The following is a 25483-nucleotide window of genomic DNA, read 5'->3' as shown; positions in this document are numbered from 1 at the left end:
GCCGCGACGGACCACCGCCCGCCGTGGACGTCCTGGAGCGCACCGTCGACCACCTGCGCCGCGAGCAGCTCCGCGCGCTGGCGCAGCACCTGCCGGGTCCGTTCGCGGACTCGGACCAGCGGGTGGCCCACGCCACCGGTGCCGGACTGGCCGCGTTCACGCGGATCCAGACCCGCTCGGCGTGGCTCGGTCCCTTCGTCGACCAGCTCTCGGGCCTGATGGCCGTCGAACGGCGCTACCGGTTCCTCGACGCGTTCCCCGAGGCACCGGTGATCTCGATGGCCCGCGCGAGCGCGCTCGAGCACGCGGTGTTCGGCGACACCACACCGGAGGTGGAGGAGCTCGCCCTGCAGCTGGGGATGTTCACGGTGCTGCTGGACGGGCTGCTGGACGAGGTGCCGGACGAGCTCGCGCCGGTGGCGGGTTGGCTCCACCGGGCGATGGACCCCGACGGCTGGGCCGACGGCGCCCCGCTCGCGCCCGCGCCGTCGCGGTCGCTCCTCGCCGACGCCCTGTGCCGACTCGCCTCCTCGGTCATCGCCACCGTGGTCGGCGGGCGGGCGTGGTGCGATGACGCCGTCGTCCGCGAGCAGTTCACGCAGGCCACGCGTGCCGCGTTCGCCGCCGAGCTCGCCAGCGTCGACCTGACCGCGTCGCGCGGCGCGCCGGGTGGCGAGGTCCTGGAGCGGGTCGTCGGGAAGTCCACGCACCCGATCTGGGCGGGATCGCTCGTGCCGTTCTGCGTGCGCGGCTGGCCCCCGGGGCTCGAGGCGGACGCCTTCCGCGACCTCGCGTTCGCCATCGGCCGGTTCGGCGGGTGGGTCGACGATGTCGTGGACGTCGCGGAGGACCTGCGTGCTGACCGCTGGAGCGCCGTGCTCGCCGTCGTGGCCGACTGCGCAGCGGCGCTCGGCGCCACCCACCCGGGTGCTGACGTCCGGCCGGCGATCGTCCGGGTGCTCGGCGCGCCGCTCGTCGTCGAGGTGGTCGCCGCCCGTGGCGTCGCCTTGGTGCGCGAGGTGGAGGACGGGTTCGCCCACCTGGACGTGGACGCGAGCACCGTCCTGCCAGTGCTGTGCGACATGGCGCGCCAGAGCCTGACCTCAGGACTCGCCCGAGTGGTGGCGTGAGGGACACCGTGGACGTCGCCGTGGTCGGGGCCGGTCTGGCGGGCTGCGCCGCGGCGTCCGTGCTCACCGCGCAGGACCACGCCGTCACGGTGTACGAGCAGGGACCGCCGGGCAAGGACAAGCCGTGCGGCGACGCGTTCCTGCCTGACGCGGTGGAGCACCTCCGAGCGGTCGGCGTGGACCTGGAGGCCGACCCTCCGCCCGGGGCCCGACGTTTCGACCAGGTCGGGCTGTGGGCTGGCGGGCGACGGCTGTGGCGGACGTCGGCCGGTGCGGGCCCCGGCTGGGTCGCGCCGCGCGCCGCGGTGGACCAGCGGCTGCGCGACGCCGTCGCCGCGCGCGGCTGCACGATCCACCACGACCACCGCGTGGTCGCGGTGAACCGCACCGGGGACCACCGGTGGACCGTCGAGGTCGCGGGCAGGCCGCCGGTCGAGGTGGACGCCGTCGTGCTCGCGGTCGGCGCCCACGGCAGGCTCCTCCGGCAGGTGGGCATCGGGCTCGACGCCCCGATCGCGCGGTCCCTGTCCGTGTACGTCGAGGGCTCCACGACGACGTCGGCGGACTTCCACTTCGGGGCCACACCGTTCACCGGGTACGCGTGGGAGTTCCCCCTCTCCGGCGGACGCGGCAACGTCGGAGTGTGCTCGGTGACCGACGGCACGGCGGCGCTGCGGCCGGCTCTTGAGCGGTTCGTGTCCGAGCACGGGCTGCGCCCCGCAGGTCGCCCGCGCGGTGGTACCGGGCCGCTGTGGGTCGGGACGCAGCGGCGCTGGCACCACGAGGGTGGAGCGGTGACGTGCGGGGACGCGGCTGGGCTCGTCGACGCCCTCACCGGCGAGGGCATCGGCGCGGCGCTCCGCAGCGGCCTGTCCGCCGGCCGGGCGCTCGCCGACCACGCCGACGGGGTGCCGGGCGCGCTCGCCGGGTACAGCGTCTCGCTCGCCGCCGACACGGCGAGTCGGCTGGCGCCGTCCCCGGCTCGGCGCGTGTGGGAGCACCTCGCCCGGATGCCGGGAGGCTGAGCACCGAGCAGGACCGGCTGTCCCACCCACTGCCTCGAAGCGCACCGCCGCTCAGTTCGGCACCTACGCCGATGCGCTGGGTGACCGGATGCCGCGAGCCGAGATCGACAGCGGCGACCGCAGGGGACCTGACACCCTGGACGTCGGGTTGATCCGGCTCCGCAAGGACCGCGGAACGGTCACCCTGCACAGGTGACCACCAGCGCACCACCCACCCGCCGCCCGCCGGCCGGGACGGTCCTCGCGGTGCTGCTGCTGGTCCTCGCCGTCGCCGGGGCGGTGTGGGCGGCCTGGGAGGTGACCGCTCCCGGCCGCGCCCCGCGGGCGTTCACCGACCGCGTCCCGTACCCGACGTGCCCACCGGTGGAGGTGCCGCTGGGTGCGGCCTGGCTCCCGCCGGTGCTGGCGTGCCTGACGGCGCCGGGCGCCGCGCGCGAGGGGGCGGAGGTCCGGGTGACGACTCTGACCGAGGAGGGCGACCCGGTCAGGACGCACTACCGGCTGCTGCCCGACGGCGCCGGTGTCGACGTGTTCACCGACGCCACGGACGACTCGTTCGGCTCCGGCGGCTGGGAGCACGTGCGCTGCCCGGACGTGGCGGCCCTGCGGACGGGAGAGGGTTGCGGGCCGGCGTGAGGGGACCCCCTCAGCGTCCGGTGAGCCGCCGCCACCGGCCCCGCGGGCCGTGCTCGCGCCGGTGCGCCTCTTCCGCCGCCCGGTCCTCGGCCTCCAGCGCGTCGAGGTCGTCGGCCGCCCGCAGCAGGACGTCGCGGTGGGCGTCGCGCGCGAAGACGAACGGGCCCAGCGCCGACAGGTCGAGGCCGAGCTCGTCGTCGGAGTACCCGTTCTGCAGGCGGAAACCGCTCCACGTCGTCGTGGTCGCGTCGTGGTGGACGGCGACGGTGACGGCGCCGCAGGCCAGGTCGCCGTCGATCGGGCACACGTACAGCGGCAGCCGCCCGGGTTCCAGCGGCCACAGCTCGTCGTCGGGCGGCAGCTCCCCGGCGAGGCGGCGCAGGTCGCCGGCGGCGTACCCGGGGTGGGCGAGGTCCGCGACGCTGACGAGGTCGAAGGTGTCCCCGAACCCGTACGTCCCCGGTTCGGGGACGGGCAGTTCCACGAGGAGGCGCTGCAGCGGGACGCCGTCGACGAGGAGGTCCAGGTGCGGCGGGGGCTGCCGCAGCCGCGGAACGCGCTCGCCCCTCCGCCGGTAGCCCGTGCCCGTCGTCGGCGGCCGGGCCGTCTCCCGCAGGGTCAGGACGCTGAGCGCCGCGGGGGAGGAGCCGGTCACGGTCCCGTCGTACACCGGTCGGGTGCCGCACGTCTCCCGACCCCTTCTTGAAAAACTCTCTTTCGAAGCATACCTTTCGACGGTGACCACCGGGGACGACCAGCCGACCGTCAGCGACGAGCGCGGGGTGCCGCTGCGGAACCTGCAGCGGCCCGAGCACCTCAAGGCCCTCGCGCACCCCCGCCGGCTGCAGCTGCTGGACCTGCTCATCGCCGAGGGACCGCTGACCGCCAGCGAGTGCGCCGAGCGGATCGGCGACTCGGCCGCGTCGTGCTCGTACCACCTGCGCCAGCTGGCCCGGTTCGGGTTCGTCGAGGAGGCCGAGGGCGGCCGCGGCAGGAACCGGCCGTGGCGGCGCGTCCCCGTCGGCAACCGCGTCACCGCCGGCGGGTCGCCGGCCGAGCGGGCCGCGGTGGAGGCGCTGGGCACCGTGCTGGACGCCCGCAACCAGGAGCTCGTCCAGAGCTGGTCGCGCCGCCGTTCCGGCGACCCGTGGCGCGAGGTCGCCGGCACCTCGGACTGGACGCTGCGGATCACCGAGCGGGAACTGGCCGACCTGTCCGCGGCCGTCACCGCGCTCATCGCGCCGTTGCAGCGGCGGACCCTCGACGGCGTGGTCCCGGAGGGTTCCCGCGTCGTCGACGTCCTGACCCACCTCCTGCCCCGCGCCGACACGAGAACCGTCGCCGCGCAGCGCGAGGACGACGGCGGTGCGTGACCTGCTCCGGCACCGGGAGTTCCGGCTGCTGCTGGCCGCGCAGACCCTGTCGATGCTCGGGGAGTGGACGCTGCTGCTCGTCCTGGGGATCTGGGCGAAGACCCTCACCGGCAGCAGCGCCGTCGCCGGGCTCGTGGTGTTCGCGATGGCCGCGCCCGGTGTCCTCGCCCCGCTGGCGGGGGTCCTCGTCGACCGGCTGCCCCGCCGCACCGTGCTCGTGGGGGTGGACTCCGCCGGTGCCGCCGCCGTGACCTGCCTGTGGCTGGTCCGCGGACCGGAGCAGCTGTGGCTGCTGTTCGCCGTCGCCGCCTGGTGCGGCGCCGCCGGTGTCGTGACGAACGCCGCCGTGTCCGGGCTCGTGCAGGCGGTGCTGCCCGCGGACCTGCTCGGCGCGGCCAACGGGGCGCTGGGCACGGTGCGGCAGGGCCTGCGCCTGGTCGGCCCGCTGGCCGGCGCGGGGTTGTTCGCCGCCGCCGGGGGCCGGTGGGTCGCCACCGCGACGGCCGTCGCCCTCCTGCTCGCGGTCGTCGTGCTGCTGCGGCTGCGGCTCCGGGGGCTCCCGGGGGAGCGGACCGCCTCCGCCGAACCGGTGGGCGTGCGCCGGCGCCGGGAGGTCCTCGCCGGCCTGGTGCACCTGCGGCGCACGCGGGCGCTGCGCCGCGTGGTCCGCTGCACGCTCGTCCTGTCCGCCTCGGTCGGACTCGTCGAGGCGACCGTCTACGCGCTGGTGGAGGACGGGCTGCACCGGCCGCCGGAGTTCGTCGGCGTCCTCGTCAGCGTCCAGGGCGCCGGGGCCGTCGCGGGCGGTGTCGGCGCCGGCCTGCTCGCCGCCCGGGTCGGCGAGGAACGCCTGGTGGCCGCCGGCGCGGCCCTCGTCGCCGCCGGGACCGGCGCGGCCGCCGTCGGCCCGCTGCCGGTCGTGCTCGCCGGGTTCCTCCTCGTCGGCGCGGGGCTGACGGTGCTGGCGGTGGCCGCGGCGACGTCGCTGCAGCGCCGCACCCCGAACGCCGTGATGGGCCGCGTCGCCGCCGGGTACGAGACGGTCGTCTCCGTCCCGGGCACGGCGTCGATCGCGGTGGGTGCGCTGCTCGTCGGGGTGCTGCCGTTCCAGGTCGTGCTGCTCGTCAGCGCCGCCGGCTGCGCTCTGGCTGCCGCGCTCGTCGCGGTGGGCGCGGACCGCGACCCGGTCCCGCCCGCGCGCGAGCCGGTGCTCGCGACGCCGCGGCCGGGGAATCCCTGACCTCCGCCGGGTGACGCATCAGCCGGTCCGCTGCGCCAGGGACACGATGATCCCCTCCGGTCCGCGCACGTACGCCATGCGCCAGATCCCCTCGTAGGCGCCGACGCCGCCGACGAGTTCGTACCCGCCCTCGGCCAGCTGCGCGACGACCGCGTCCAGGTCGTCCACCTCGAACGCCACGTTGCGCAGCCCCAGCTCGGTGGCCATCGCGGTGGGCGAGCCCGGCTGGTGCTCCGGCCGCTCGAACGTGGACAGCTCCACCGACGTGCCGCCCTCCGGCGCCTGCAGCACGACGATCCGGGTCCGGGAGCCGGGGATGCCGATGACGGTGTCCAGGAACTCGCCCTCGACCGTCATCGGGCCCGCCTCGACCCGCAGCCCGAGGGCGACGAAGAACTCGGTCACCCGCTCGAGGTCGGCGACGGTGATCCCGACGTGGTCGAAGCGGCGGATCTGCGGCACCGGAGGCTCCTCGGTCGTGGGCGGCAGTGGTCCGGCGACGGCGCGGCCCGGAACCGGCCGTCGTCCCCGCGGGGAGACCGGCGCCCGAGCCTGAACTCATCGGCCGGTGGACCTCCGCCCCGCCGGCTGCGCCCGGTGCGCGCGCAGCCCGTCGAGCACGACGGCGAGCAGCCGTGGTCCGCGCGCGTCGAGCTCGTCGTCGTCCAGGCGCGAGAGCCAGCTGATGAGCACGACGACGTCGCCGGCGTCGACGTCGACGCGGACGCTGCCGTCGGCGCGGCCGGCGGCCAGCAGCCGCTCGACCGCCTCGCCGATCGGCCCGAGGCTGTGGGCGGCGAGGTCCTGCCACGTCGCCGCCTCGACGGCGGCGAACACGTGGTTCTTGACCCGGGCGTAGGCGGCGACGCGCTCGAACCAGCCCTCCAGGGCCGCCAGCGGTGCGCGGGTCGCCAGGAGGTCGGACGCGGCCGCGACGAGCTCGTCGACGTCGTGCCGGTACACCTCGGCCAGGAGGGCCTCGCGGGTGGGGAAGTGGCGGTAGAGGGTGCCCTGCCCGATGCCGCAGGCCTTGGCGACGGCGTTGAGCTTCAGCTCCCCGGGTGCCCGCACCAGCTCGCGGGCCGCCTCGACGATCCGGTCGCGGTTGCGCTGGGCGTCCGCGCGCGGGCTCCTGCCGCCCGCTGCACCGGTGTTGACAGAAGTGGACACGTGTCCGTTAGGGTCGTCGGCGTATCCGGACATGTGTCCACCTTATCCGCCGCGACGCGCGGGCGCTCGTGCGCCCGTCCGGTCCCGCGGCCCCGCGAGAGGAGTCCCCCGTGACCGTCCAGGACAAGGTCGTCGCCGTCACCGGTGCCAGCAGCGGCATCGGCGAGGCCACCGCCCGCCACCTCGCCGCCCGCGGCGCCGCCGTCGTCCTCGGCGCCCGCCGCACCGACCGGCTGGACCGGGTGGTCGAGGAGATCACCGCCGCCGGCGGCCGCGCGGTCGCCACCCGCGTCGACGTCACCGACCCGCACGACCTGCACGCCCTCGTCGCCCTCGCGCTCGAGCGCTTCGGCCGCCTCGACGTCCTCGTCGGCAACGCCGGCACCAGCAGGATCGGCCCCGTCGCCGACCTCGACGTCGCGGGCTGGTCGGCCATGGTCGACGTCAACGTCAAGGGCGTCCTGCACGGCATCGCCGCGGCCCTGCCTGTGTTCCGCCGCCAGGGCCGCGGCCACCTCGTCACCGTGGTCTCCACGTCCGGCCTGAAGATCGTCCCCACCCAGGCCGTGTACGCCGGGACGAAGAACGCCGTGCGCACCCTGCTCGAGGGGCTGCGGCAGGAGAGCACCGACGGGGTCCTGCGCACCACGTCGATCTCCCCCGGCTACGTGCGCACCGAGTTCGTCGACACCGCGGTCGACGACCCGGCCGTGCGCGAGCAGGTCCAGCGCGAGATGGCCGACCTCGGCCTCGACCCCGACGCGGTCGCCCGCGCCGTCGCCTTCGCGGTCGAGCAGCCCGAGGACGTCGAGATCGGCGACCTGACGATCCGGCCGGCGCGGCAGAGCTGAGCGCCTCCCGCCGACCGCTCAGGCACCTCCGCCCACCTCGTCCGCGACCCGCTGCAGGCGCGCCCGGTACGCCGACCACCAGGCGGCGTCCCCCTCGGGGAGGTTCGACCCGCCCGGGCGCAGGCCCGCCGCGCCGTCGACGAGCTCGCGCACGACGTCGGCGTGCCCGGCGTGGCGGTGGGTCTCCGCGACCACGTGCACCAGGACGCGGCGCAGGGTCACCGACCGGCTCTCCGGCCGCCACCACGGCACCGTCCCGGGCGCGTCCAGCGGCAGCGCCGCGATCGTCGCGTCGCTGTGCTCCTGCACCCGCCGGTACAGGTCGACGACACCGGCCCGCGACTCCTCCGCGCTCGCCCACATGTCCGCGTTCGGCTCGGCGTCGTCCTGCGTCCACGGCAGCGGTTCGGGGAAGGGGCGCGCGAAGACCTCCCCGAAGTACCCGGCCTCCACCCCCGCCACGTGCTTCACCAGCCCCAGCAGGTTCGTCCCGGTGGGGGTCAGCGGGCGCCGCGCGTCGCGCTCGCCGAGACCCTCCAGCTTCCACAGCAGCGCCTCGCGCCCCTCGCGCAGGTAGCGGTGCAGCTCGTCCTTCGCGTCGTCGGCCACCGGCTCAGCCTGGCACCCGGGCGGTGCGCGGTGCTGACAGCCAGCCTGCGGGCACCGTGCGACACGCCGTCGGACGGGGGCAGACACGCCGCGGTGCGGGGCGTGCTCGCAGGCTGGCTGTCAGCCCCCGCGCGTCCTCGCCCTCAGGCCCGGCCCCGCAGGCCGTCGAGCAGCACCCGCACGTGCCGCTCGACGCGCGCGTCGTCGCCGGCGACCGGCGCGAGCCCCGCGGCCAGGCCGAGCACCAGCAGCCGGACGTCGTCGGCGTCGACGTCGTCGCGCACGGCGCCCGCGGCGCGGGCCCGGCGCAGCAGCTGCCCGACCGCCTCGTCCAGCTGCACCGCCGCGCGCGTGGGCGGCGCACAGCCGGGACCGGCGCCGGTGACGGCCGCGCGCACGGCCGGGTCGTGCAGGACCCCGCGCACCACGGCGGTGACCACCCGGGCGAACCCCCGCACCGGGTCGTCCTCCTCGGCGGCGGCGCGCACCCGCACGGCGAGCTCGCACGTGGCGTCCTCGCCGAGGGCGGCCAGCAGCGCCTGCTGGGTGGGGAAGTGGCGGTAGACGGTGCCGGTGCCGACACCGGCCAGCCGCGCCAGGTCCTTCATCGGCGGCAGCGGCGCCCCGCGGCGCAGCTGCTCGCGCGCCACGGCGAGGACGTGCTCGCGGTTGCGGGCGGCGTCGGCGCGCAGCGGTGCGGCACCGGGGGCGTCGGGCGTGCTCACGCGTCGAGGGTAGGCGAGGCGAGCCCTTGCGGAACATGTTCCGGTTCTGCGACGCTGTCGAAACGGAACACGTTCCACATCCCTCAGGAGGCCCGCCGTGCCCGTCCCCGCCGTCCCCTTCCGCGCCCACGACGTCCCCGACCAGAGCGGTCGCACCGTCGTCGTCACCGGCGCCTCCAGCGGCCTGGGCGAGCTCCTCGCCGGCACCCTCGCCGCCGCCGGCGCCCACGTCGTCATGGCCGTGCGCTCCCTCGACAAGGGCGCCGCCGTCCGCGACGCCCTGTCCCGCACCGCCCCCCGCGAGCACCTCGAGCCGGCCGAGCTCGACGTCGCCGACCTCGACAGCGTGCGGCGCTTCGCCGCCGGCCTGCGCGGCCGGCGGCTGGACGCCCTCGTCAACAACGCCGGCGTCGGCGGGGTCGAGCGCCGCACCAGCCCGCAGGGGCACGAGCTCGAGCTGGCCACCAACCACCTCGGCCCCGCGCTGCTCGCCCGGCTGCTGCACGAGCAGCTCGCCGGGTCCCCCGACCCGCGGATCGTCACGACCGGCACGAACCTCTACCGGCGGTTCCCGGTGCGCCTGGGCCCCGAGGACCTCGACGGCCGGCGCCGGTGGTCGCGCGGCGGCACCTACGCGCGCACCAAGACCCTGCACATGACCTGGACCGTGGAGCACCAGCGGCGGCTGAGCGCCGCCGGTTCCCCCGTGCGCTCGATCGCCGCGCACCCCGGGATGGTGCGGACCCCGATGAACACCGGGCTGACCTCCCGCCGCGACCGCGCGCTCGCGGCGGTGCTCGGCGCGCTGTGGGGCGCGCGGGAACCCGAGCAGGGCGCGCGTCCGCTGCTGTTCGCGGTCACCTCCCCGGACGTCCGCCCCGACCTGTTCGCCGGGCCCGTCGGGGCGCGGGGCGACGCGCTCGTCGGGTTCGAGGAGTTCCGGGCCCCGGTGAGCGACCGCGAGTTCGCCGCCCTGGTGTGGGAGCGCACCGAGGAGCTGACCGCCGCGCGCAGCGTCGCCCGTCGCTGAACCGGGAACGGGTTCAGCGCCCCCCGAGCGCCCGCGCCGACGCCCGCCACAGCGCCTCGACCGGTCCCTGACCGCCCCGCCGCACCCACCGGTTCGCGGCGAGCACGACGGCCGCGGCCACCAGCGCGTACAGCGCCAGCGTGCCGGGGACCCGCGCGTCCGGGCCGAGGCGCGCGGCCAGCCCGAGGCCCCAGCCGTAGCAGAGCGCGGACGCCACCAGGTTCTGCAGCACGTAGCAGCTGAGCGCCGTCCGGCCGACCTCGGCCAGCCGGCGGCCCGCGAACCCCAGCCGCGACCGCCGGCGCACCACCTCCACGACGAGCGCCAGCAGCCCCAGCGCGACGAGCGGAGCGGTGCCGTAGCGGGCCAGCACCAGACCCGCCGTCCCGCCGAGCAGCCCGAGCGCCAGGTCCGCGACGAGGGCCGCGGCCCCGAGCGCGAGCAGGCGCCGGCGCAGGCGGGTCCCGCGCTCCTCGAGCACCCCGGCGCGCACGAGGCGGGCGCCGAGGAGGAACGCCGCGACCGACAGCGCCTGCACGAACACCGGCTCGGCGCGGAACAGCACGAGGTTCTCCAGGCGGAACAGCACCAGGTCCCCGAACGAGCCGTCGGCGTAGGGGTTGGGGTCCAGGCGCGCCGGCCCGCCGTCCGCGCCGGGCGCGGCGAGCAGGGCCGTCGTCACCAGCGCCAGGAGCGCGCCGTGGACGAGAGCCGCGCCGACCAGCCACCGGCGCTGCGCGCGCTCGCCGGTGGCCAGCACGGCCGCGACGACCACGGCCGTGACGGCGTAACCCGTGAGGACGTCGAACTCGGCGACGAGGACGAAGTGCAGGAGCCCGTCGAGGAACAGCAGGAGCGCGCGCACCCAGTACCGGCCCGGCCACGGCCGCCCGGCGCGCACGGCGGAGCGGCGCTGCAGCTCCAGCCCGACGCCGAACATCAGCGTCAGCAGCCCGAGGAACTTGCCCTGCGCGAGCTGCTGCGCCAGCAGCTCGACGGCCCGCCACGCCGGCGGCGTCCGCTCGGCGAGCGTCCCGCCGGTGAGGTAGCCGACGAGGCCCTGCGGGTCGGTGAAGATCCAGATGTTCGTCGCGAGGGTCCCGAGGATCGCCAGGCCCCGGGCGACGTCGAGCGCCGCGACGCGGGTGGTGGGGCCGGCCGTCGGAGGTGCGTTCACGCGGACCAGGAAACCATACGATCGTATGGTTCGGGAGCCCCGCGCACCGGTGCGACGATGCGGGCGTGCCCGCACCGTCCGACGACCTGCTCGACGCCGTCGTCGCCCTGCTGGCCGAGGAGGGTTTCGAGGGCCTGAGCATCCGGCGCGTCGCGGCCCGCGCGGGCGTCTCGATCGGCGCCGTGCAGCACCACTTCCCGACGAAGGACGCGCTGCTCGCCGCCGCCATGCGGCGCGTGGACGAGCAGGTGAGCGCGCAGCTCGCCGAGCGCGTCCAGCGGGCGCCGACACCCGGCGAGGCCCTGCGGGCCGTGGCCGCCGGGCTGGTGCCCGCGGGCCCCGAGGAGCGCCCGGCCGCCGTCGTCTGGCTCGCGCACGTGGCCCGCGCCGCGGTCCACGAACCCACGGCGCTCGCCTACCGCGCCGCCTGGCAGCGCGTCGAGGACGCGCTGGCGCGGCTGCTGGCCGCGGCCCGGCCCGACCTGCCGCCGCAGCGGGTGGGCGACGAGGCCGCCGCGCTCCTCGCGCTGCTCGACGGGCTCGCCACCGCCCGCGTCGCCGAACCCGGCCGGGTCGACGCCGAGCGCGCGCACCGGCTCGTGCGCCGGCACCTGGACGAACTGCTGACGCCGGGCGGCTGACCGCGGCGGTCAGTCCCCTGGCGCCAGCACCTCGCCCAGCGCGCGCAGGCCCTGCGCGACGATCCCGGGGTTCGTGCCCCAGTAGTACGGCAGCGCCACGACGGCCTGGGCGACGACCCAGCCGCGGCCCCGCAGCCACTGCGCCTCGTCGACGGCCAGGTCGTCGCGCAGGCGCGCGCGGTGCGCGGCGCCCAGGAGGTTCCACGCGCCCTGCAGGTCGCACGCCGGGTCGCCCACCGCCAGCGCGCCCCAGTCGATGACCGCCGACAGGCGCCCGTCGCGGACGAGCAGGTTGCCCGGCAGCGGGTCCCCGTGCACCCACACCTCCGGTCCGTCCCAGCCCGGCGCGTCCAGCGCCTCCTCCCACACGCGCAGCACGGCGCGCGCGTCGACGCGGTCGCCCAGCTCGGCCACCGCGGCGCGCACCTGCGCGTCCCGCTCGGCCAGCGGGCCGCCGCGCGCCCCGGCGCGGCGGGCGGGCGCACCCGTGGTCGGGGCGGCGTGCAGCGCGCCCAGGAACCCCGCCAGGTCCGACGCCAGCGCCTCGGTGTCGTCCGTGGCCGGTGAGGCCGCGCGCCCGGGCAGCCACCGGCACACCGACCACGCGAACGGGTAGCCGCACCCCGGTCGCCCCGCCGCCAGGTGCTCCGGCAGCGCCACCGGCAGGTGCGGGGCCAGGCGCGGCAGCCACGACGACTCCAGGACGGCCTGCCCGGCGGCGAAGGCCACCTTGGGCAGGCGGGCGGCGAGGTCGTCGCCCAGGCGGTACACGTCGTGGTCGGTGCCGAAGGAGTCCACCGCGCGCACCGGCAGGTGCGCCCACCGCGGGTGCTGCTGCGCCAGCAGGCGGCGCACCAGGTCGGCGTCGGTGGGGACCTGGTCCGGGTGGAACCTCGGTGCGGGCACCGGCGCAGCGTCGCCGGGACGCGCACCCGGGGGCAACGCGGTTTCCGCGGCCCCGCTCGGCGGCGGGCCGGTCGCGCGCCGGGCCCTACGTCACCCGGAAGACCGGCCACCCGATCTCGGTGCGCCAGGCGGCCGGGTCGCTCGTGTCCCGCGGTCCGACGCGGTAGACCTCCCGCACGGACCCCGCGACCGACATCGCGTTCCGCACGACCCAGGTGCCGAGCTCGCCGTAGGTGACCTCGACGCCGTCGTGCTCGCCGACGTGGACGGTCACCGCGAGCTCCACGGCGGGCAGCGTCACGGCGCGGACCCGGCCGGTGCGCGGCGGGGTGGGCGTCGGCAGGTAGACGAGGGCGCGGCCGCGGCCCTCCTCGAACAGCGCGTCGTCGTAGGTGCCGCCCAGGGGTCCGCTCGCGCGGTCACCCACGGCCGCCTCCAGCTCGGCCACCGCGCCGGCGAACCACGCCTCGACGTCGCCGGCACCGAGCACGGCCCCCACCGCCGCGACCGTGCGGGCGGGTTCGGCGCGCAGCTCCACCTCGACCGGGGCGGGGTCGGGCCGCAGCAGGCGGCGCAGCGAGGTGACCGCGGCCCGGGTGCGCTCCAGCTGCTCCTCCAGGCGCTGCAGGTGCTCGGCGACCAGGGCCGAGCGGACACCGGGGTCCGGCGTGCGCAGGATGCGCTGCACGTCGGCCAGGGGGACGTCCAGCTCCCGCAGGCGGTGGACGACCTGGGCGGTCGGGACCTGCTCGACGGCGTAGTAGCGGTAGCCGGTGCCCTCGTCCACCACGGCCGGTTCCAGCAGGGCGGTCCGGTGGTAGCGGCGCAGGGTCCGCACGCTCAGGCGCGTCAGGCGCGAGAACTCCCCGATGGTCAGCACCGCGTCAGTGTGGGGGCTCTCCCCGGGGGAGGGTCCAGCGCTTGACCCTCCCGCGCCGCGAGGCCGCACGGTGGCGGCATGACACGCACCGACCACGATCTCGACCACCGCTCCGGCGCCCTCCCCGCCACCGTCCGCGCGTTCCTCGCCGCCAGCACCGTCCACGACGCCGACGCGGCCTCGGCGTTCCTCGCCGAGGACGTCGTGGTCGTCGACCAGGGCGAGACCTTCCGGGGAGGCGAGCAGGTGCGGGCGTTCGTGCGCGACGCCGGCGCCGAGTTCCAGTACACGACCGAGCAGACCGGCGCCCGGCGCGTCGACGACGAGCACTGGGTGGTGACCCTGCGCCTGGAGGGCACCTTCCCCGGCGGTGTCGCCGACCTGGACTACCGCTTCACGCTGCGCGGGGGCCTGATCGCCGAGCTCGTCATCGCGAACCACGAGGCGGCGTGATGAGCACCGACGGGAAGGACCGCCTCGACGGCCGGCGCGCGCTGGTGACGGGCGGGTCGAAGGGCACCGGGCGGGCCGTCGTCGCGCGCCTGCGGGAGATGGGCGCCGACGTGTGGACGACGGCCCGCACGCTGCCCCAGGACTACGACCGGCCCGACCGGTTCGTCGCGGCGGACACGTCCACCGTCGCCGGCGCGCAGCACGTGGCCGAGACGATCACCGGGGCCACCGGCGCGCTGGACGTCCTCGTGCACGTCGTCGGGGGTTCCTCGACGCCGGCCGGGGGTTTCGCGGCCCTCACCGAGGAGCACTGGCTGTCCGAGCTGAACCTCAACCTGCTGGGTGCCGTGCGGCTCGACCGCGCCCTCCTGCCGGCGGTCGTCCGGGCGGGTTCCGGGGTCGTCGTGCACGTCACCTCGATCCAGCGGCAGCTCCCGCTGCACGACGCGACCCTGGCCTACGCCGCGGCCAAGGCGGCGCTGCGCACCTACAGCAAGGGTCTGGCCAACGAGCTCGCGCCCCGCGGGGTGCGGGTCAACGCCGTCAGCCCCGGCGGCATCGCGACGGAGACCTACGGGGACTTCCTGGACCGCCTCGCCGAGGGCGGCGGGACCACCCGCGCCGCGGCGGAGGAGGCGCTCCTCGACTCCCTGGGCGGGGTGCCGCTCGGGCGGTTCGCCCGGCCGGAGGAGGTCGCCGACCTGGTCGGGTTCCTCGTCTCCGACCGCGCCTCGGCGATCGTGGGCGCCGAGTACGTCGTCGACGGCGGCACGGTCCCGACCGTCTGAGCCGACGGGGGGACGGCGTCGGGGAGGTCACCGCTCCGCCGCTGTTCCCGAGCGTCCCGCCCGGTCCTAGGGTGGCCGGGGTGGGACCGTCGGGCACTCCCGCCGAGGAGCACGAGGACCGGGGACGGCCCCTGCGCCTCGACTCGGCCGCGGGGCGGTGGCTGCTGGTGGCCAGCGTCCTGGGTTCCGGGCTCGCGGGCATCGACGCCACGGTGGTGAACGTGGCCCTGCCGGCGCTCGGGGCCTCCCTGGGCGCGGGGTTCACGTCGCTGCAGTGGGTGGTGACGGCGTACGCCCTCACGCTCGCCTCGTTCATCCTGCTCGGGGGCGTGCTGGGGGACCGGTTCGGCAGGCGGCGGATCTTCGTGGTCGGCGTCGTCTGGTTCGCCGCGGCGTCACTGCTGTGCGGCCTGGCCCCGTCGACGGGGTTCCTCGTCGCGGCCCGGGCCCTGCAGGGGGTGGGTGCGGCGCTGCTGGTCCCCGGGAGCCTGGCGGTGCTGCAGGCGTCGTTCACCGAGCAGGACCGCGGTCGCGCCATCGGTGCCTGGTCGGGGCTGGGCGGTGTGGCGACCGCCGTCGGGCCGTTCCTGGGCGGTTGGCTGGTCGAGACGGCGTCCTGGCGCTGGGTCTTCCTGGTGAACCTGCCGGTAGCGGGCTGCGCGGTGTGGCTGGCGGTGCGGCACGTCCCCGAGACGCGGGACCCGGGAGCGGGGGGCCGCGTCGACGCGGTGGGTGCGCTCCTGGGCGCGGCCGCGCTGGCCGGTCTGACGTACGCCCTGATCGCGGCGGGCGAGGAGGGCGTCGACGCAGCGGTGCTCGCCGCGCTGGCGGTCGGGCTGGCCGCCGCGGTCGCCTTCGTCGTGACCGAGCGGCGGGTCAGCCGGCCGGTGATTCCGCTGACGGCGTTCGCCGACGCGCGGTTCAGCGCCGTGAACGCCGTGACGTTCGTGGTCTACGGGGGTTTCGGGGCGGTGTTCTTCCTGCTCGTCGTGCAGCTGCAGGTGGTCGCCGGGTTCTCCCCGCTGGCCGCGGGCACCGCCCTGCTGCCGGTGACGGTGGTGGTGCTGCTGCTGTCCGCCCCCTCGGGCGCGTTGGCCACCAGGATCGGACCCCGGACGCAGATGGCCGTCGGGCCGCTGGTCTGCGCGGGCGGGGTCCTGCTCATGCAGCGCGTCGACGCCGGCGCCACCTACGCCGGGAGCGTCCTGCCGGCGGTCCTGGTGTTCGGTCTCGGGCTGGCGGTCGTGGTGTCCCCGCTGACCGCCACCGCCCTGGCGGCGGCGCCGCCCGAGCACGCCGGCACGGCGTCCGGCGTCAACAACGCGGTCGCCCGCACCGCCGGCCTCGCGGCGGTCGCCGCCGTCCCGGCCCTGGCGGGCCTGCGCGGCGAGGTGTACGACGACCCGGCCGCCTTCGACGCGGGGTTCGGCACGGCGGTGTGGATCTCGGCCGGGGTGCTGGTGGCCGGGGGGCTGCTCGCCGCGGTCACCATCCGCCGCGACGCGCTCGCCGCGCCGGCTCCCGGCGGCTCCGGGCAGGCCCCCCGGCAGCTGCGCCACTGCGCGGGCCTCGGCGGGCCACCCTTGACGACGCGGGTCGACGGGACCGGCCGGGCGGACTGCGACCCGGTCCCGGCCCGGGCGGTGCCCCGCGCCGGGGGCGGTGACGTGCCGACGGACGCCGGCTGAAGACCCCTGGTGCCCTGCCGGCTGTCAGCCCCCGCTCTCCTCCGCCAGCACGAGCGCCAGGTGCAGCGCCAGGCGCTCGCGCCCGTCGTCGAGGTCCACACCGGTGACCTCCCGCACCCGCCGCAGCCGCGCGTACAGCGTCTGCCGGTGCACCGACAGCGCCCGCGCGGTGCGCTGCGCGCTGCCGGCCAGGTCCAGGTAGGTGCGGGCCGTCAGCAGCAGGTCGGGGTCGCCGTCCAGCAGCGCGCGCGCCCGGGCGTCGACGACGACGGCGGCCAGCGCGGCCGGTTCGGCCAGCGCGAGCAACCGGTGCGCGCCCAGCCCCTCCCACGCCCGCACCGACACCCCGCCGGCCCCGCCCCCGGCGCCGCGCGCCACGCGCAGGCACGCGTCGGCCTGCCGCCAGCCGGTGTGCCCGTCGCCGGCCGCCACCGGCCCGGACACCCCCGCGGCCACCCCGCCGGGGTGCTGCGCGGTCAGCGTCCGGGCGGCACGCGCCGCCACCCCCGCCGCCTCGGGCGCGCCGGCGGGCACGACGAGCGCGGCGCGGTGCCCGACGGGGGCGCTGAGCACCCCGCGCGGCAGCAGCCAGGAGTTCACCGGCCCCAGCGGGGAGGCGTCGCGCGGGGCGAGCGCCACGACGACCACCGGCGCGGCGGGGTCGGCGGGCAGCAGCCCGTCGCGGCGCAGCTCCTCCACCGCGCGCGCCCGCGACCCGGCGTCGCCCGACAGCAGCTCGCCCACCGCCCACGAGGAGCGGTCCCGCGCCCGCGCCCGCAGCGCCAGCGTCGCGGCGACCTGCACGGCCACGTCGGTGAGGGCGTCCAGCCGCGCGGCGCTGACCCGCTCCTCGGGGTCCAGCAGCCACAGGTACCCGTGGGTGACGCCGCGCCAGCGCACCGGCACGCACCAGCGGCCCAGCAGACCGGGGACGGCGCCGCCGGGGATGCGCAGCGGCCGCTGCGCGCGGGCGATGCCGAACCCGCCGAACAGCTCCTGCACCTGCGCGCTGGAGCGCCGCCGCAGGATCGAGGTGCGCCGCACCTCGTCGATGACGTCGTCGTGCCCGGAGGAGGCGACCAGGTGCAGGTCGCGGTCCTCCAGCGTCGTGGGCGCGCCCGTGGCCGCGGCGACCTCGTCGACGAGCTCCTGCAGCTCGGCCGCGGCGCCGTCCGTCCCGCCGTCCCTGCGCGTCACCCGCCCATCGTCGTACATCTGGATGACGGAAGCGGGCCAGGACGTGACGCTCGTCCCTCCCGCAGCCCGCCCGCCGCTCCTACCGTCGGACGCACGGCGCTCGCACGGGCGCCGACGACGAGAGGGGCGAGCCGTGTTCGGTCAGCTGGTGCTGGGTGTCGCGGGCAACGGGTCGGTGCGGTCGGTGGTCACGCGCAGCGGCCTCAGCCGCCCCGTCGTGCGCAGGTTCGTGCCGGGCGAGGACGTCGAGGCGGCGCTGGGCGCGGTGACCGCGCTGCGCACCCGCGGCCTGCGCGCCACCCTCGACGTCCTCGGCGAGGACGTCACCGACCCGGCGCAGGCCGACGCGACCGTCGAGGCGTACGGGCAGCTCGTGGACCGCCTCGCCGACGCCGGCCTCGCGCAGGGCGACGAGGTGTCGGTGAAGCTGTCCGCGCTGGGGCAGGCCCTCGGCCCGGACGGACCGCGCGCGGCGACCGAGCGCGCCCACCGCCTCGTCGAGCGCGCCACCGCCCGCGGTGTCGACGTCACCCTCGACATGGAGGGCTCGGCCACCGTCGACGCCACCCTGGAGACGCTGCGCTCCCTGCGCGCGGACGTGCCGCGGGTGGGCTGCGTCCTGCAGTCGATGCTGCACCGCACGCTCGCCGACGCCCGCGACCTGGCGCACCCCGGCAGCCGGGTGCGGCTGGTCAAGGGCGCCTACGCCGAACCGGCGTCCGTGGCCCACCAGCACCGCGCCGACGTGGACCGGGCGTGGGTGCGCTGCCTGCGCGTCCTGCTCGACGGCGGCGCCTACCCGATGGCCGGCACCCACGACCCGCGCCTGGTCGCCATCACCGAGGAGCTGCTCGGGGAACCCGCCGCGGACGGGGAGCCCCGCGGCGAGTTCCAGATGCTCTACGGCATCCGCACCGACGAGCAGGAGCGCCTGGCCGGCGACGGCCGCCGCGTGCGCGTCTACGTCCCCTTCGGCACCGACTGGTACGGCTACTTCTCCCGCCGCCTGGCCGAGCGCCCCGCCAACCTCGCGTTCTTCGCCCGCTCCCTCGTCAGCCGCTGAACCCCCGACACGAAGAGGAGAACCCCCCGTGCAGTCGGTGACCTCCGTCCCCGCCCCCGTCAACGAGCCCGTCCACTCCTACGCGCCCGGCAGTCCCGAGCGCGAGCGCCTCCTGGCCGAGCTGCGCGCCCAGTCGGCGACCCCGGTCGAGCTGACCCAGACGATCGGCGGCCGGCAGGCCCTCGGCGGCGGTGCGCGCGCCGACGTCGTGCAGCCGCACGCGCACGCGGAGGTGCTCGGCACCTTCGGCACCGCCACCCACGAGGACGCCCGCGCGGCCGTCGAGGCCGCCACGGCCGCCGCCCCCGCCTGGGCGGCGATGAGCTACGACGACCGCGCCGCCGTGTTCCTGCGCGCCGCGGACCTGCTGGCCGGGCCGTGGCGCGAGCGGATCGCCGCCGCCACGATGCTCGGGCAGTCCAAGACCGCCCAGCAGGCCGAGATCGACACCCCCTGCGAGCTGGTGGACTTCTGGCGCTTCAACGTCGCGTTCGGGCGCCGGCTCATCGCCGAGCAGCCCGTGTCGAGCCCGGGGGTGTGGAACCGGCTGGACCACCGCCCGCTGGAGGGGTTCGTCTACGCCGTCACCCCGTTCAACTTCACCGCCATCGCCGGCAACCTGCCCACCGCGCCGGCGCTCATGGGCAACACCGTCGTGTGGAAGCCGTCGCCCACCCAGACGCTGTCGGCGTGGTGGACGATGCGCCTGCTGGAGGCCGCCGGCCTGCCCGACGGCGTCGTCAACATGGTCACCGGTGACGGCCGGGACGTCTCCGACGTCGTGCTGGCCGACCCGCGCCTGGCCGGGATCCACTTCACCGGCTCCACCGCCACCTTCCAGCACCTGTGGCGCACCGTGGGCGAGAACATCGCCTCCTACCGCACCTACCCGCGGCTGGTCGGGGAGACCGGCGGCAAGGACTTCGTCGTCGCGCACGCCTCGGCCGACCCGGCCGTCCTGACGACCGCCCTGGTGCGCGGCGCGTTCGAGTACCAGGGGCAGAAGTGCTCCGCGGCCTCGCGGGCGTTCGTCCCGCGCTCGGTGTGGGCGCGGATGGGCGAGGACTTCCTCGGCACCGTCGACGCCCTGCCGTTCGGGGACGTGCGGGACCTGTCGAACTTCGGCGGCGCCGTCATCGACGACCGCTCGTTCGCCAAGAACGCCGCCGCGATCGACCGGGCCAAGGCCACCGACGGGCTGCAGGTCGCGGCCGGCGGCGCCTACGACGACTCCGAGGGCTTCTTCGTGCGCCCCACCGTCCTGCTGGGCGACGACCCGACCGACGCGGCGTTCCGCGAGGAGTACTTCGGCCCGCTGCTGGCCGTGCACGTCTACGACGACGACCGCTTCTCCGACGTGCTGCGCACCGTGGACGCCGGCTCCCCGTACGGGCTGACCGGCGCGGTGGTCGCCGACGACCGCGCCGCCGTGGAGGAGGCGTCGAGCGCGCTGCGCTTCGCCGCCGGCAACTTCTACGTCAACGACCGCCCCACCGGCGCCGTCGTCGGGCAGCAGCCGTTCGGCGGCTCGCGCGCCTCCGGCACCAACGACAAGGCCGGCTCGGTGCTCAACCTGCAGCGCTGGACCAGCCCCCGGGTCGTCAAGGAGACGTTCGTGCCGGCGACCGACCACCGCTACCCCCACATGGGGTGATCACACCCGTCCCGCGCCCCGGGTTTCCCCGGGCGCGGGGCGGGGTAGGACACCGGGCATGAGCCAACCCACGAGCTCCCCGTCCAGCGGGGCCACCGCCGCGTCGGCGGACGGCCTCAGCGTGCACCGCACCGAGGGTCCCGGCCCGGTCGCCACGGGCGCCCGCCAGGGCTCCCCGGCCGACGCGTCGGTCGGCCAGCTCGTCAGCGACCTCACGCAGCACATGTCGCGCCTGGTGCGCGACGAGGTCGCGCTCGCGCAGATGGACCTGAAGGAGAAGGGCAAGAAGGCCGGCCTCGGCATCGGCGCCTTCTCCGTCGCCGGGCTGCTGGCCTTCTTCGGGATCGGCGCGGTCGTGACGACCGCGATCCTCGCGCTCTCCCTCGTCGTCAGCCCGTGGCTGGCCGCGCTCATCGTCGCCGTCGTGCTGTTCGCGCTGGCCGCCGTGGCCGGCCTGGTCGGCAAGAAGGAGATCGAGCAGGCCACCCCGCCGGTGCCCGAGGCCGCCGTGGAGGGCGTGAAGAAGGACGTCGACGCCGTCAAGGAGGGCTTCCGCCGATGAGCACCGTTCCCCACGACCCGCGAAGCGGCCCGCCCGCCGACCGCGACGCCCTGGAGAGGGACATCGCCGTCACGCGCGAGCGCCTGGCCGAGACCGCCGACGCCCTGGCCGCCAAGGCCGACGTCAAGGCGCAGGCCCAGGCCAAGGTCGAGGAGGTCAAGGGCCAGGCCCGGCACGCCGCCGAGGACGCCCGCGCCACCGCGGCCGCCAAGCTGTCCGTGGTCACCTCCAAGGTCCACGACACCAGCGCGCAGGCGCCGGGCAGCCCGAAGCAGCAGAGCGGTGTCCTGCTGGGCGCCATCGTCGTGGCCACGGCCGTGGCCGTCTGGCTGATCGTGCGGCGCGAGCGGTGAACGGCGCCAAGCTGGCCTACCGGCCCATCGGCCTCGCGAGCGGTGTCCTCGGCGGTGTGCTGGCCGGCGCGATCGTCAAGCGCGTGTGGAAGAAGGTCTCCGGCGAGGACGACGCGCCCGACGCGCTGCAGGCGGAGTACCCCTGGAAGGAGGTGCTGCTCGCCGCGGCGCTGCAGGGGATGGTCTTCGCGGTGGTGAAGGCGGCCGCCGACCGCGGGGGAGCGGTGGCCTTCCAGCGCCTCACCGGGTACTGGCCCGGGGACTGACGCGCGGTCGTCCCGCGGTGGTGCCGGCCGGGCTCAGGCGCGGCCGGCGCCCGCCGTGGGCCGCGCCGGCGAGAACGCCCGGCGCGGCTCCTCGTGGTGGTGCTCGTCGTGGTGGTCCTCCGACGGCACCGGCCACAGGTCCAGGTCGACCCGCGCGCCGGGCAGCTCCTCGGACAGCCGCCGCTGCAGGGTGACGCCCTGCGAGACGTACTGCGCGCACGAGAGGGGCGAGTCCCACCCGCACAGCTCGACGGGGTGGTGCTCGTCGAAGAAGGCCTGCCAGCGCAGCAGGTCGTTGGACAGCTCGCACGGCAGGCCGAGGTCGTCCAGGTGCGTGCGCGTCAGGGGGAAGCCCCCGAGGTCGGCGGGCGCCCACAGCGGGGTGGGGGCCTGGTAGTCCGTCATCAGGCGGAGTCGCGTGAACGGCACGTGACGAGGGTAGGGCAGTTCCGGAGAGGTCCAGGACGTCGATGACCGTCCTGGACCACTCCGTGACCCGCTCGTCACCTGCGCGGCGAAACCCGCCGGTCACCCGCCGGGAACCCGCCGGTCACCCGGGGGCAACCCGTCCGTCACCGGCCGGGAACGCGCCGGACACCCGCGCCGGGCCGGCCGGGATCACTCCCCGAGGCGCTCGCGCACGATCGGGGCGACCTTGGTGCCCAGCAGCTCGATGGCCCGCAGGACCTCCGCGTGCGGCATGGTCCCCGTGCTCACGTGGAGCATGTAGCGGTCGATGCCCAGGTGCTGGTGCTGCCACAGGATCTTCTCGGCGACGTCCTCGGGCGAGCCGACCGCCAGGGCCCCGCGGCGGCTGCGCCCGGCCTCGTAGCTGGTGCGGCTGTAGTGGTGCCAGCCGCGGTCGCGGCCGATGACGTTCATCGCGTGCTGGTACGAGGGGAACTGCAGCTCGACGGCCTGCTCGGTGGTGTCGGCGACGAAGCCGTGCGAGTGGGTCGCCACCCGCAGCGTCGCCGGGTCGTGGCCGGCCTGCTCGCCCGCGCGCCGGTACAGGTCGGCCAGCGGGCCGAACTGCTCGGGCATCCCGCCGATGATCGCGATGGCCAGCGGCAGGCCCAGGGTGCCGGCGCGCACGACCGACTGCGGGTTGCCGCCCACGCCGATCCACACCGGCAGCGGGTCCTGCACGGGCCGCGGGTAGACGCCGCGGTCGTGGATGGCGGGGCGGTGCCCGCCGCGCCACGTCACCCGCTCGGAGGCGCGCACGGCCAGCAGCAGCTCGAGGTTCTCGGCGAACAGCTCGTCGTAGTCGGACAGGTCCTGCCCGAACAGCGGGAAGCTCTCGATGAAGGAGCCGCGCCCGGCGATGATCTCCGCGCGCCCGCCGGACAGGCCGTCGAGCGTGGCGAAGTCCTGGAAGACGCGCACCGGGTCGTCGGAGGACAGCACGGTGACGGCGCTCGTCAGGCGGATGCGCTGGGTGCGGGCGGCCGCGGCGGCCAGCACGACGGCGGGGGCGGAGGCCGCGTAGTCGGGGCGGTGGTGCTCACCGAGGCCGTACACGTCCAGGCCGACCTGGTCGGCGACGACGACCTCCTCGACGACCTCCTGCAGCCGCTGCGCGTGGCTCATCACCTCGCCCGTCACGGGGTCGGCGGTGGTCTCCGCGAACGAGCTGACGCCGATCTCGATGCCGGCCATGGTGTCCTCCCTCGACGATCTGGTTGACCCTTCAACGACTGTGCCCGGCCGGGTGTTCCCGCCGCTCGCCCGGGTGGACGAGCCCGCCGGATGCCCTACGGTCAGCAGGTGCCGCACCGCGTCCTGTTCGCCCGCGCCGGCGACCTGAAGCCGGCCTACGAGGCGGTCGACTGGTCGGCCACCTCGGTCGGCGACCCCGCGACGTGGCCGGCCTCCCTGCTGCGGGCCCTGCAGACAGTCCTCGACACCCGCTTCCCCGCCCTCCTGTGCTGGGGCGACGACCTGACCATGCTCTACAACGACGCCTACGCCGCCATGGTCGCCGACAAGCACCCCGGCGCGCTCGGGCGGCCCGTGCGCGCGGTCTTCCCCGAGGCGTGGGACGCCATCGAGCCCCTGTTCGCCCAGGCCCGCGCCGGGCACGCCACCTGGGTCGAGGACATGCCGCTCATGCTGGAGCGGCGCGGCTTCCTCGAGGAGTGCTGGTTCACCTTCTCCTACTCCCCGGTGATGGACGACGACGGCGGCCTCGCCGGCATCCTCGACCTGTCCACCGAGACGACGAACCAGGTCCTGGACCGCCGCCGCCTGGAGCTGCTGACCCGCCTGGGCGACCTGGCCACCGAGCTGGAGTCGCGCGAGGACTTCCCCGACCGCGCCCTGGAGGTCCTGGCCACCGACCCCGCCGACATGCCGCTGGCCGAGCTGCACCTGCCCGGCGCCCGCCGCGAGCACCGCCTGCCGCCGCCGCCCGACGACCTGGGCGCCCGCGACGCCGTCGTCGCCGAGGGCCCCGACGGGCGCACCGCCTGGCTGCGCATCCCCGGCGTGCGCGCCAGCGAGTCCGTCGGCGTCCTGGCCGTGCGCCTGAGCCCCCACCTGGCCGTCGACGCCGCCTACCTGGGGTTCCTGCGCCTGGTCGCCTCCTCCCTGGGCGACGCGCTGTCCGTGGCCGGCTCCTACGAGGCCGAGCGCCGCCGCGCCGACCAGCAGGCCGAGCACGCCCAGCGCCTGCGCGGACTCGTCGAGGTCGCCCAGACGCTGCCCGACGCCGAGGACGAGGAGGAGGTCCTCGGCGTCCTGGCCGCCAAGGCCGCCGACCTCGTGCACTCCGACGGCGTCGTCCTCGGCCTCGTCGACCCCGCCGGCGGGGCGCCCCTGCGGGTCCTCGGCGACCGCGAGGACCCGTCCGTGCCGCTGCTGGAGCGCGCCCTCGACGGCGTCGCGCAGTTCACCGCTGACGAGCGCGGCGGCGCCGCGGCCCGCCCGCTGCGCGTGGCCGACCGCCTCGTCGGCGCCCTCGGGCTGTCCTGGCGCGGGCAGCGGACCGTCTCCGTCGAGGAGCGCGACGTCCTGTCCGCGCTGGCCGCCTCCACCGCCCAGGCCCTGGACCGCGTGCGCGCCCGCCGCGCCGAGCGCGAGGCCGCCGAGGCCGTGCGCTCGCTGGCCGAGACCCTCCAGCGCAGCCTGCTGACCGCCGCCCCCCAGCCCGGGCACCTGCAGATCGCCGTGCGCTACTTGCCCGCCGCCGAGCACGCCCAGGTCGGCGGCGACTGGCACGACGCCTTCCTCACCGCCACCGGCACCACCTGCCTGGTCATCGGCGACGTCACCGGCCACGACCAGGAGGCCGCCGCCGCGATGGGGCAGGTGCGCAACCTGCTGCGCGGCATCGGCTACAGCCTCGAGGTGTCCCCCGCGGCCGCGTTCACCGCACTGGACCGCGCCATGCGCGACCTCGGCGTGGGCGCCCTGGCCACGGCCGTCCTGGCCACCGTCGAGCAGGTCGCCGACGGCTCCACCTGGCGGCTGCGCTGGTCCAACGCCGGGCACCCGCCGCCCGTCGTGCTGCTGCCCGGCGAGGACGGCGGGCCGGGGCGCGCCGAGCTGCTGCGCACCGACCCCGACCTGCTGCTCGGCCTGGACGCCGAGTGCTCGCGCGCCGACCACGTGCACGGCCTGCCGGCCGGGGCGACCGTCCTGCTCTACACCGACGGCCTCGTCGAGCGCCGCGGCGCCTCCGTCGACGACGGGCTGGCCTGGCTGCGGCGCACCGCCGGCGAGCTGGCCCACCTGGCCCCCGACGAGGTCTGCGACCGGCTGCTGGACCTCGTGGCCGGCGCCGCCGAGGACGACATCGCCGTCCTCGCCGTCCGGGTGCGCGAGCCCGGCGTCCCGCTCGCGTAACCCCCCTCGGCGAGGCCCGCCCACCGCTCGAAGACGTTGCGGTGCGGCTCGTTGCGGGTCAGCGCCGCGTTCAGCCCGTACAGCAGCAGGAACGGCACCGTCCCCAGCAGCGCGTACTGGTCGGCGTGGCGCACCTCGTGGCGCCGCCGCTCCGGCCCGCCCAGCCCGCCGTGCAGCCACACGCAGCCCACCGTGGTGCCTCCGCGCCCGTACGTGC

Annotated in this window: 28 protein-coding genes; 17 read left to right on the top strand and 11 right to left on the bottom strand. The window is 76.7% G+C overall.

Annotation, left to right across the window (positions count from 1 at the left end; translation table 11 throughout):
- The first annotated feature begins 23 nt into the window (after positions 1–23).
- The 3 genes from AB8M62_RS10930 to AB8M62_RS10920 all read left to right on the top strand — a co-directional run bounded on the left by AB8M62_RS10930 (position 24) and on the right by AB8M62_RS10920 (position 2791).
- On the top strand, positions 24–1130 hold the full coding sequence (locus AB8M62_RS10930; RefSeq protein WP_369069564.1) for a hypothetical protein: 1107 nt from the start codon (positions 24–26) through the stop codon (positions 1128–1130).
- Positions 1127–2155, top strand: coding sequence for an NAD(P)/FAD-dependent oxidoreductase (locus AB8M62_RS10925; RefSeq protein ID WP_369069563.1), 1029 nt, complete (start codon positions 1127–1129; stop codon positions 2153–2155). Before AB8M62_RS10930 ends, AB8M62_RS10925 begins: the two co-directional genes overlap by 4 nt.
- Positions 2156–2347: 192 nt before the next feature.
- Positions 2348–2791 carry a hypothetical protein gene (locus AB8M62_RS10920; RefSeq protein ID WP_369069562.1) on the top strand — a complete coding sequence of 148 codons (444 nt, stop codon included), beginning with the start codon at positions 2348–2350 and terminating at the stop codon, positions 2789–2791.
- Between the two features lie 10 nt (positions 2792–2801).
- Here AB8M62_RS10920 and AB8M62_RS10915 read toward each other — a convergent pair whose 3' ends face one another.
- On the bottom strand, positions 2802–3446 hold the full coding sequence (locus AB8M62_RS10915; RefSeq protein ID WP_369069561.1) for a hypothetical protein: 645 nt from the start codon (positions 3444–3446) through the stop codon (positions 2802–2804).
- 82 nt (positions 3447–3528) lie between these two features.
- Between AB8M62_RS10915 and AB8M62_RS10910 the strand changes: the two genes are divergently transcribed.
- Both AB8M62_RS10910 and AB8M62_RS10905 read left to right on the top strand, forming a co-directional pair.
- A complete protein-coding gene (locus AB8M62_RS10910) occupies positions 3529–4164 on the top strand; it encodes a helix-turn-helix domain-containing protein (protein WP_369069560.1) in 636 nt (211 codons plus the stop codon).
- Entirely contained in the window at positions 4157–5404 is a 1248-nt protein-coding gene (locus AB8M62_RS10905; protein WP_369069559.1) for an MFS transporter, read from the top strand. The genes AB8M62_RS10910 and AB8M62_RS10905 overlap by 8 nt, the downstream gene beginning before the upstream one ends.
- 18 nt (positions 5405–5422) lie before the next feature.
- On the opposite strand, the gene AB8M62_RS10900 is transcribed toward AB8M62_RS10905, so the two are convergent.
- Both AB8M62_RS10900 and AB8M62_RS10895 read right to left on the bottom strand, forming a co-directional pair.
- The gene (locus tag AB8M62_RS10900) at positions 5423–5866 is read right to left on the bottom strand and encodes a VOC family protein (protein ID WP_369069558.1); all 444 of its coding nucleotides are present in this window, start codon (positions 5864–5866) and stop codon (positions 5423–5425) included.
- Between the two features lie 96 nt (positions 5867–5962).
- Positions 5963–6607 (bottom strand): TetR/AcrR family transcriptional regulator, encoded by a 645-nt coding sequence (locus tag AB8M62_RS10895; protein WP_373694911.1) that lies wholly within the window; start codon positions 6605–6607, stop codon positions 5963–5965.
- Positions 6608–6684: 77 nt separating this feature from the next.
- On the opposite strand from AB8M62_RS10895, the gene AB8M62_RS10890 reads away from it, so the two are divergent.
- Entirely contained in the window at positions 6685–7425 is a 741-nt protein-coding gene (locus AB8M62_RS10890; protein ID WP_369055330.1) for an SDR family oxidoreductase, read from the top strand.
- An 18-nt stretch (positions 7426–7443) separates the two neighbouring features.
- On the opposite strand, the gene AB8M62_RS10885 is transcribed toward AB8M62_RS10890, so the two are convergent.
- The gene (locus tag AB8M62_RS10885; RefSeq protein ID WP_369069556.1) at positions 7444–8034 is read right to left on the bottom strand and encodes a DinB family protein; all 591 of its coding nucleotides are present in this window, start codon (positions 8032–8034) and stop codon (positions 7444–7446) included.
- Positions 8035–8177: 143 nt separating this feature from the next.
- Positions 8178–8759: a TetR/AcrR family transcriptional regulator gene (locus AB8M62_RS10880; RefSeq protein ID WP_369069554.1), complete on the bottom strand. Its 582-nt coding sequence runs from the start codon at positions 8757–8759 to the stop codon at positions 8178–8180.
- A 97-nt stretch (positions 8760–8856) separates the two neighbouring features.
- Between AB8M62_RS10880 and AB8M62_RS10875 the strand changes: the two genes are divergently transcribed.
- Positions 8857–9789, top strand: a complete 933-nt coding sequence (locus AB8M62_RS10875; protein WP_369069553.1) for an SDR family NAD(P)-dependent oxidoreductase — start codon at positions 8857–8859, stop codon at positions 9787–9789.
- A 13-nt stretch (positions 9790–9802) separates the two neighbouring features.
- Here the strand turns inward: AB8M62_RS10875 and AB8M62_RS10870 are convergent, their stop codons facing one another.
- Entirely contained in the window at positions 9803–10966 is a 1164-nt protein-coding gene (locus AB8M62_RS10870) for a DUF418 domain-containing protein (RefSeq protein WP_369069552.1), read from the bottom strand.
- A 65-nt stretch (positions 10967–11031) separates the two neighbouring features.
- Between AB8M62_RS10870 and AB8M62_RS10865 the strand changes: the two genes are divergently transcribed.
- Complete coding sequence (locus AB8M62_RS10865; protein ID WP_369069551.1) at positions 11032–11607, top strand: TetR/AcrR family transcriptional regulator; 576 nt, start codon at positions 11032–11034, stop codon at positions 11605–11607.
- Between the two features lie 9 nt (positions 11608–11616).
- Here AB8M62_RS10865 and AB8M62_RS10860 read toward each other — a convergent pair whose 3' ends face one another.
- Both AB8M62_RS10860 and AB8M62_RS10855 read right to left on the bottom strand, forming a co-directional pair.
- Complete coding sequence (locus tag AB8M62_RS10860) at positions 11617–12513, bottom strand: aminoglycoside phosphotransferase family protein (RefSeq protein WP_369069550.1); 897 nt, start codon at positions 12511–12513, stop codon at positions 11617–11619.
- An 85-nt stretch (positions 12514–12598) separates the two neighbouring features.
- Positions 12599–13393 (bottom strand): MerR family transcriptional regulator, encoded by a 795-nt coding sequence (locus tag AB8M62_RS10855; protein ID WP_369069549.1) that lies wholly within the window; start codon positions 13391–13393, stop codon positions 12599–12601.
- A 78-nt stretch (positions 13394–13471) separates the two neighbouring features.
- Between AB8M62_RS10855 and AB8M62_RS10850 the strand changes: the two genes are divergently transcribed.
- From AB8M62_RS10850 to AB8M62_RS10840, 3 genes are all read left to right on the top strand, one after another.
- Positions 13472–13846, top strand: a complete 375-nt coding sequence (locus AB8M62_RS10850; protein WP_369069548.1) for a nuclear transport factor 2 family protein — start codon at positions 13472–13474, stop codon at positions 13844–13846.
- A complete protein-coding gene (locus AB8M62_RS10845; RefSeq protein WP_369069547.1) occupies positions 13846–14634 on the top strand; it encodes an SDR family oxidoreductase in 789 nt (262 codons plus the stop codon). Before AB8M62_RS10850 ends, AB8M62_RS10845 begins: the two co-directional genes overlap by 1 nt.
- Positions 14635–14714: 80 nt before the next feature.
- The gene (locus AB8M62_RS10840; protein ID WP_369069546.1) at positions 14715–16322 is read left to right on the top strand and encodes an MFS transporter; all 1608 of its coding nucleotides are present in this window, start codon (positions 14715–14717) and stop codon (positions 16320–16322) included.
- 24 nt (positions 16323–16346) lie between these two features.
- Here AB8M62_RS10840 and AB8M62_RS10835 read toward each other — a convergent pair whose 3' ends face one another.
- Entirely contained in the window at positions 16347–17519 is a 1173-nt protein-coding gene (locus AB8M62_RS10835) for a helix-turn-helix domain-containing protein (protein ID WP_369069545.1), read from the bottom strand.
- 133 nt (positions 17520–17652) lie between these two features.
- Here AB8M62_RS10835 and AB8M62_RS10830 point away from each other — a divergent pair, with 133 nt between their 5' ends.
- From AB8M62_RS10830 to AB8M62_RS10810, 5 genes are read left to right on the top strand one after another with little or no spacing between them, the layout of a single operon-like run.
- A complete protein-coding gene (locus tag AB8M62_RS10830) occupies positions 17653–18582 on the top strand; it encodes a proline dehydrogenase family protein (RefSeq protein ID WP_369069543.1) in 930 nt (309 codons plus the stop codon).
- Between the two features lie 28 nt (positions 18583–18610).
- Positions 18611–20236: an L-glutamate gamma-semialdehyde dehydrogenase gene (pruA, locus tag AB8M62_RS10825; RefSeq protein ID WP_369069542.1), complete on the top strand. Its 1626-nt coding sequence runs from the start codon at positions 18611–18613 to the stop codon at positions 20234–20236.
- A 58-nt stretch (positions 20237–20294) separates the two neighbouring features.
- Entirely contained in the window at positions 20295–20798 is a 504-nt protein-coding gene (locus AB8M62_RS10820) for a phage holin family protein (protein ID WP_369055355.1), read from the top strand.
- Positions 20795–21151: a DUF3618 domain-containing protein gene (locus AB8M62_RS10815; RefSeq protein ID WP_369069541.1), complete on the top strand. Its 357-nt coding sequence runs from the start codon at positions 20795–20797 to the stop codon at positions 21149–21151. The genes AB8M62_RS10820 and AB8M62_RS10815 overlap by 4 nt, the downstream gene beginning before the upstream one ends.
- Entirely contained in the window at positions 21148–21417 is a 270-nt protein-coding gene (locus tag AB8M62_RS10810; RefSeq protein ID WP_369069540.1) for a DUF4235 domain-containing protein, read from the top strand. Before AB8M62_RS10815 ends, AB8M62_RS10810 begins: the two co-directional genes overlap by 4 nt.
- A 33-nt stretch (positions 21418–21450) precedes the next feature.
- Here AB8M62_RS10810 and AB8M62_RS10805 read toward each other — a convergent pair whose 3' ends face one another.
- Positions 21451–21846 carry an immunity protein CdiI family protein gene (locus tag AB8M62_RS10805; protein ID WP_369055361.1) on the bottom strand — a complete coding sequence of 132 codons (396 nt, stop codon included), beginning with the start codon at positions 21844–21846 and terminating at the stop codon, positions 21451–21453.
- A gap of 189 nt (positions 21847–22035) precedes the next feature.
- Positions 22036–23070, bottom strand: a complete 1035-nt coding sequence (locus AB8M62_RS10800; RefSeq protein WP_369055403.1) for an LLM class flavin-dependent oxidoreductase — start codon at positions 23068–23070, stop codon at positions 22036–22038.
- Between the two features lie 99 nt (positions 23071–23169).
- On the opposite strand from AB8M62_RS10800, the gene AB8M62_RS10795 reads away from it, so the two are divergent.
- Complete coding sequence (locus AB8M62_RS10795) at positions 23170–25266, top strand: SpoIIE family protein phosphatase (protein ID WP_369055363.1); 2097 nt, start codon at positions 23170–23172, stop codon at positions 25264–25266.
- The last annotated feature ends 217 nt before the right edge of the window (positions 25267–25483 follow it).

It is taken from the genome of Kineococcus terrestris (assembly GCF_041020755.1).
Lineage (GTDB): Bacteria > Actinomycetota > Actinomycetes > Actinomycetales > Kineococcaceae > Kineococcus > Kineococcus terrestris.
The sequence above is the reverse complement of the archived record's forward strand: the minus strand, read 5'-3'. Positions and strand labels throughout refer to the sequence as shown.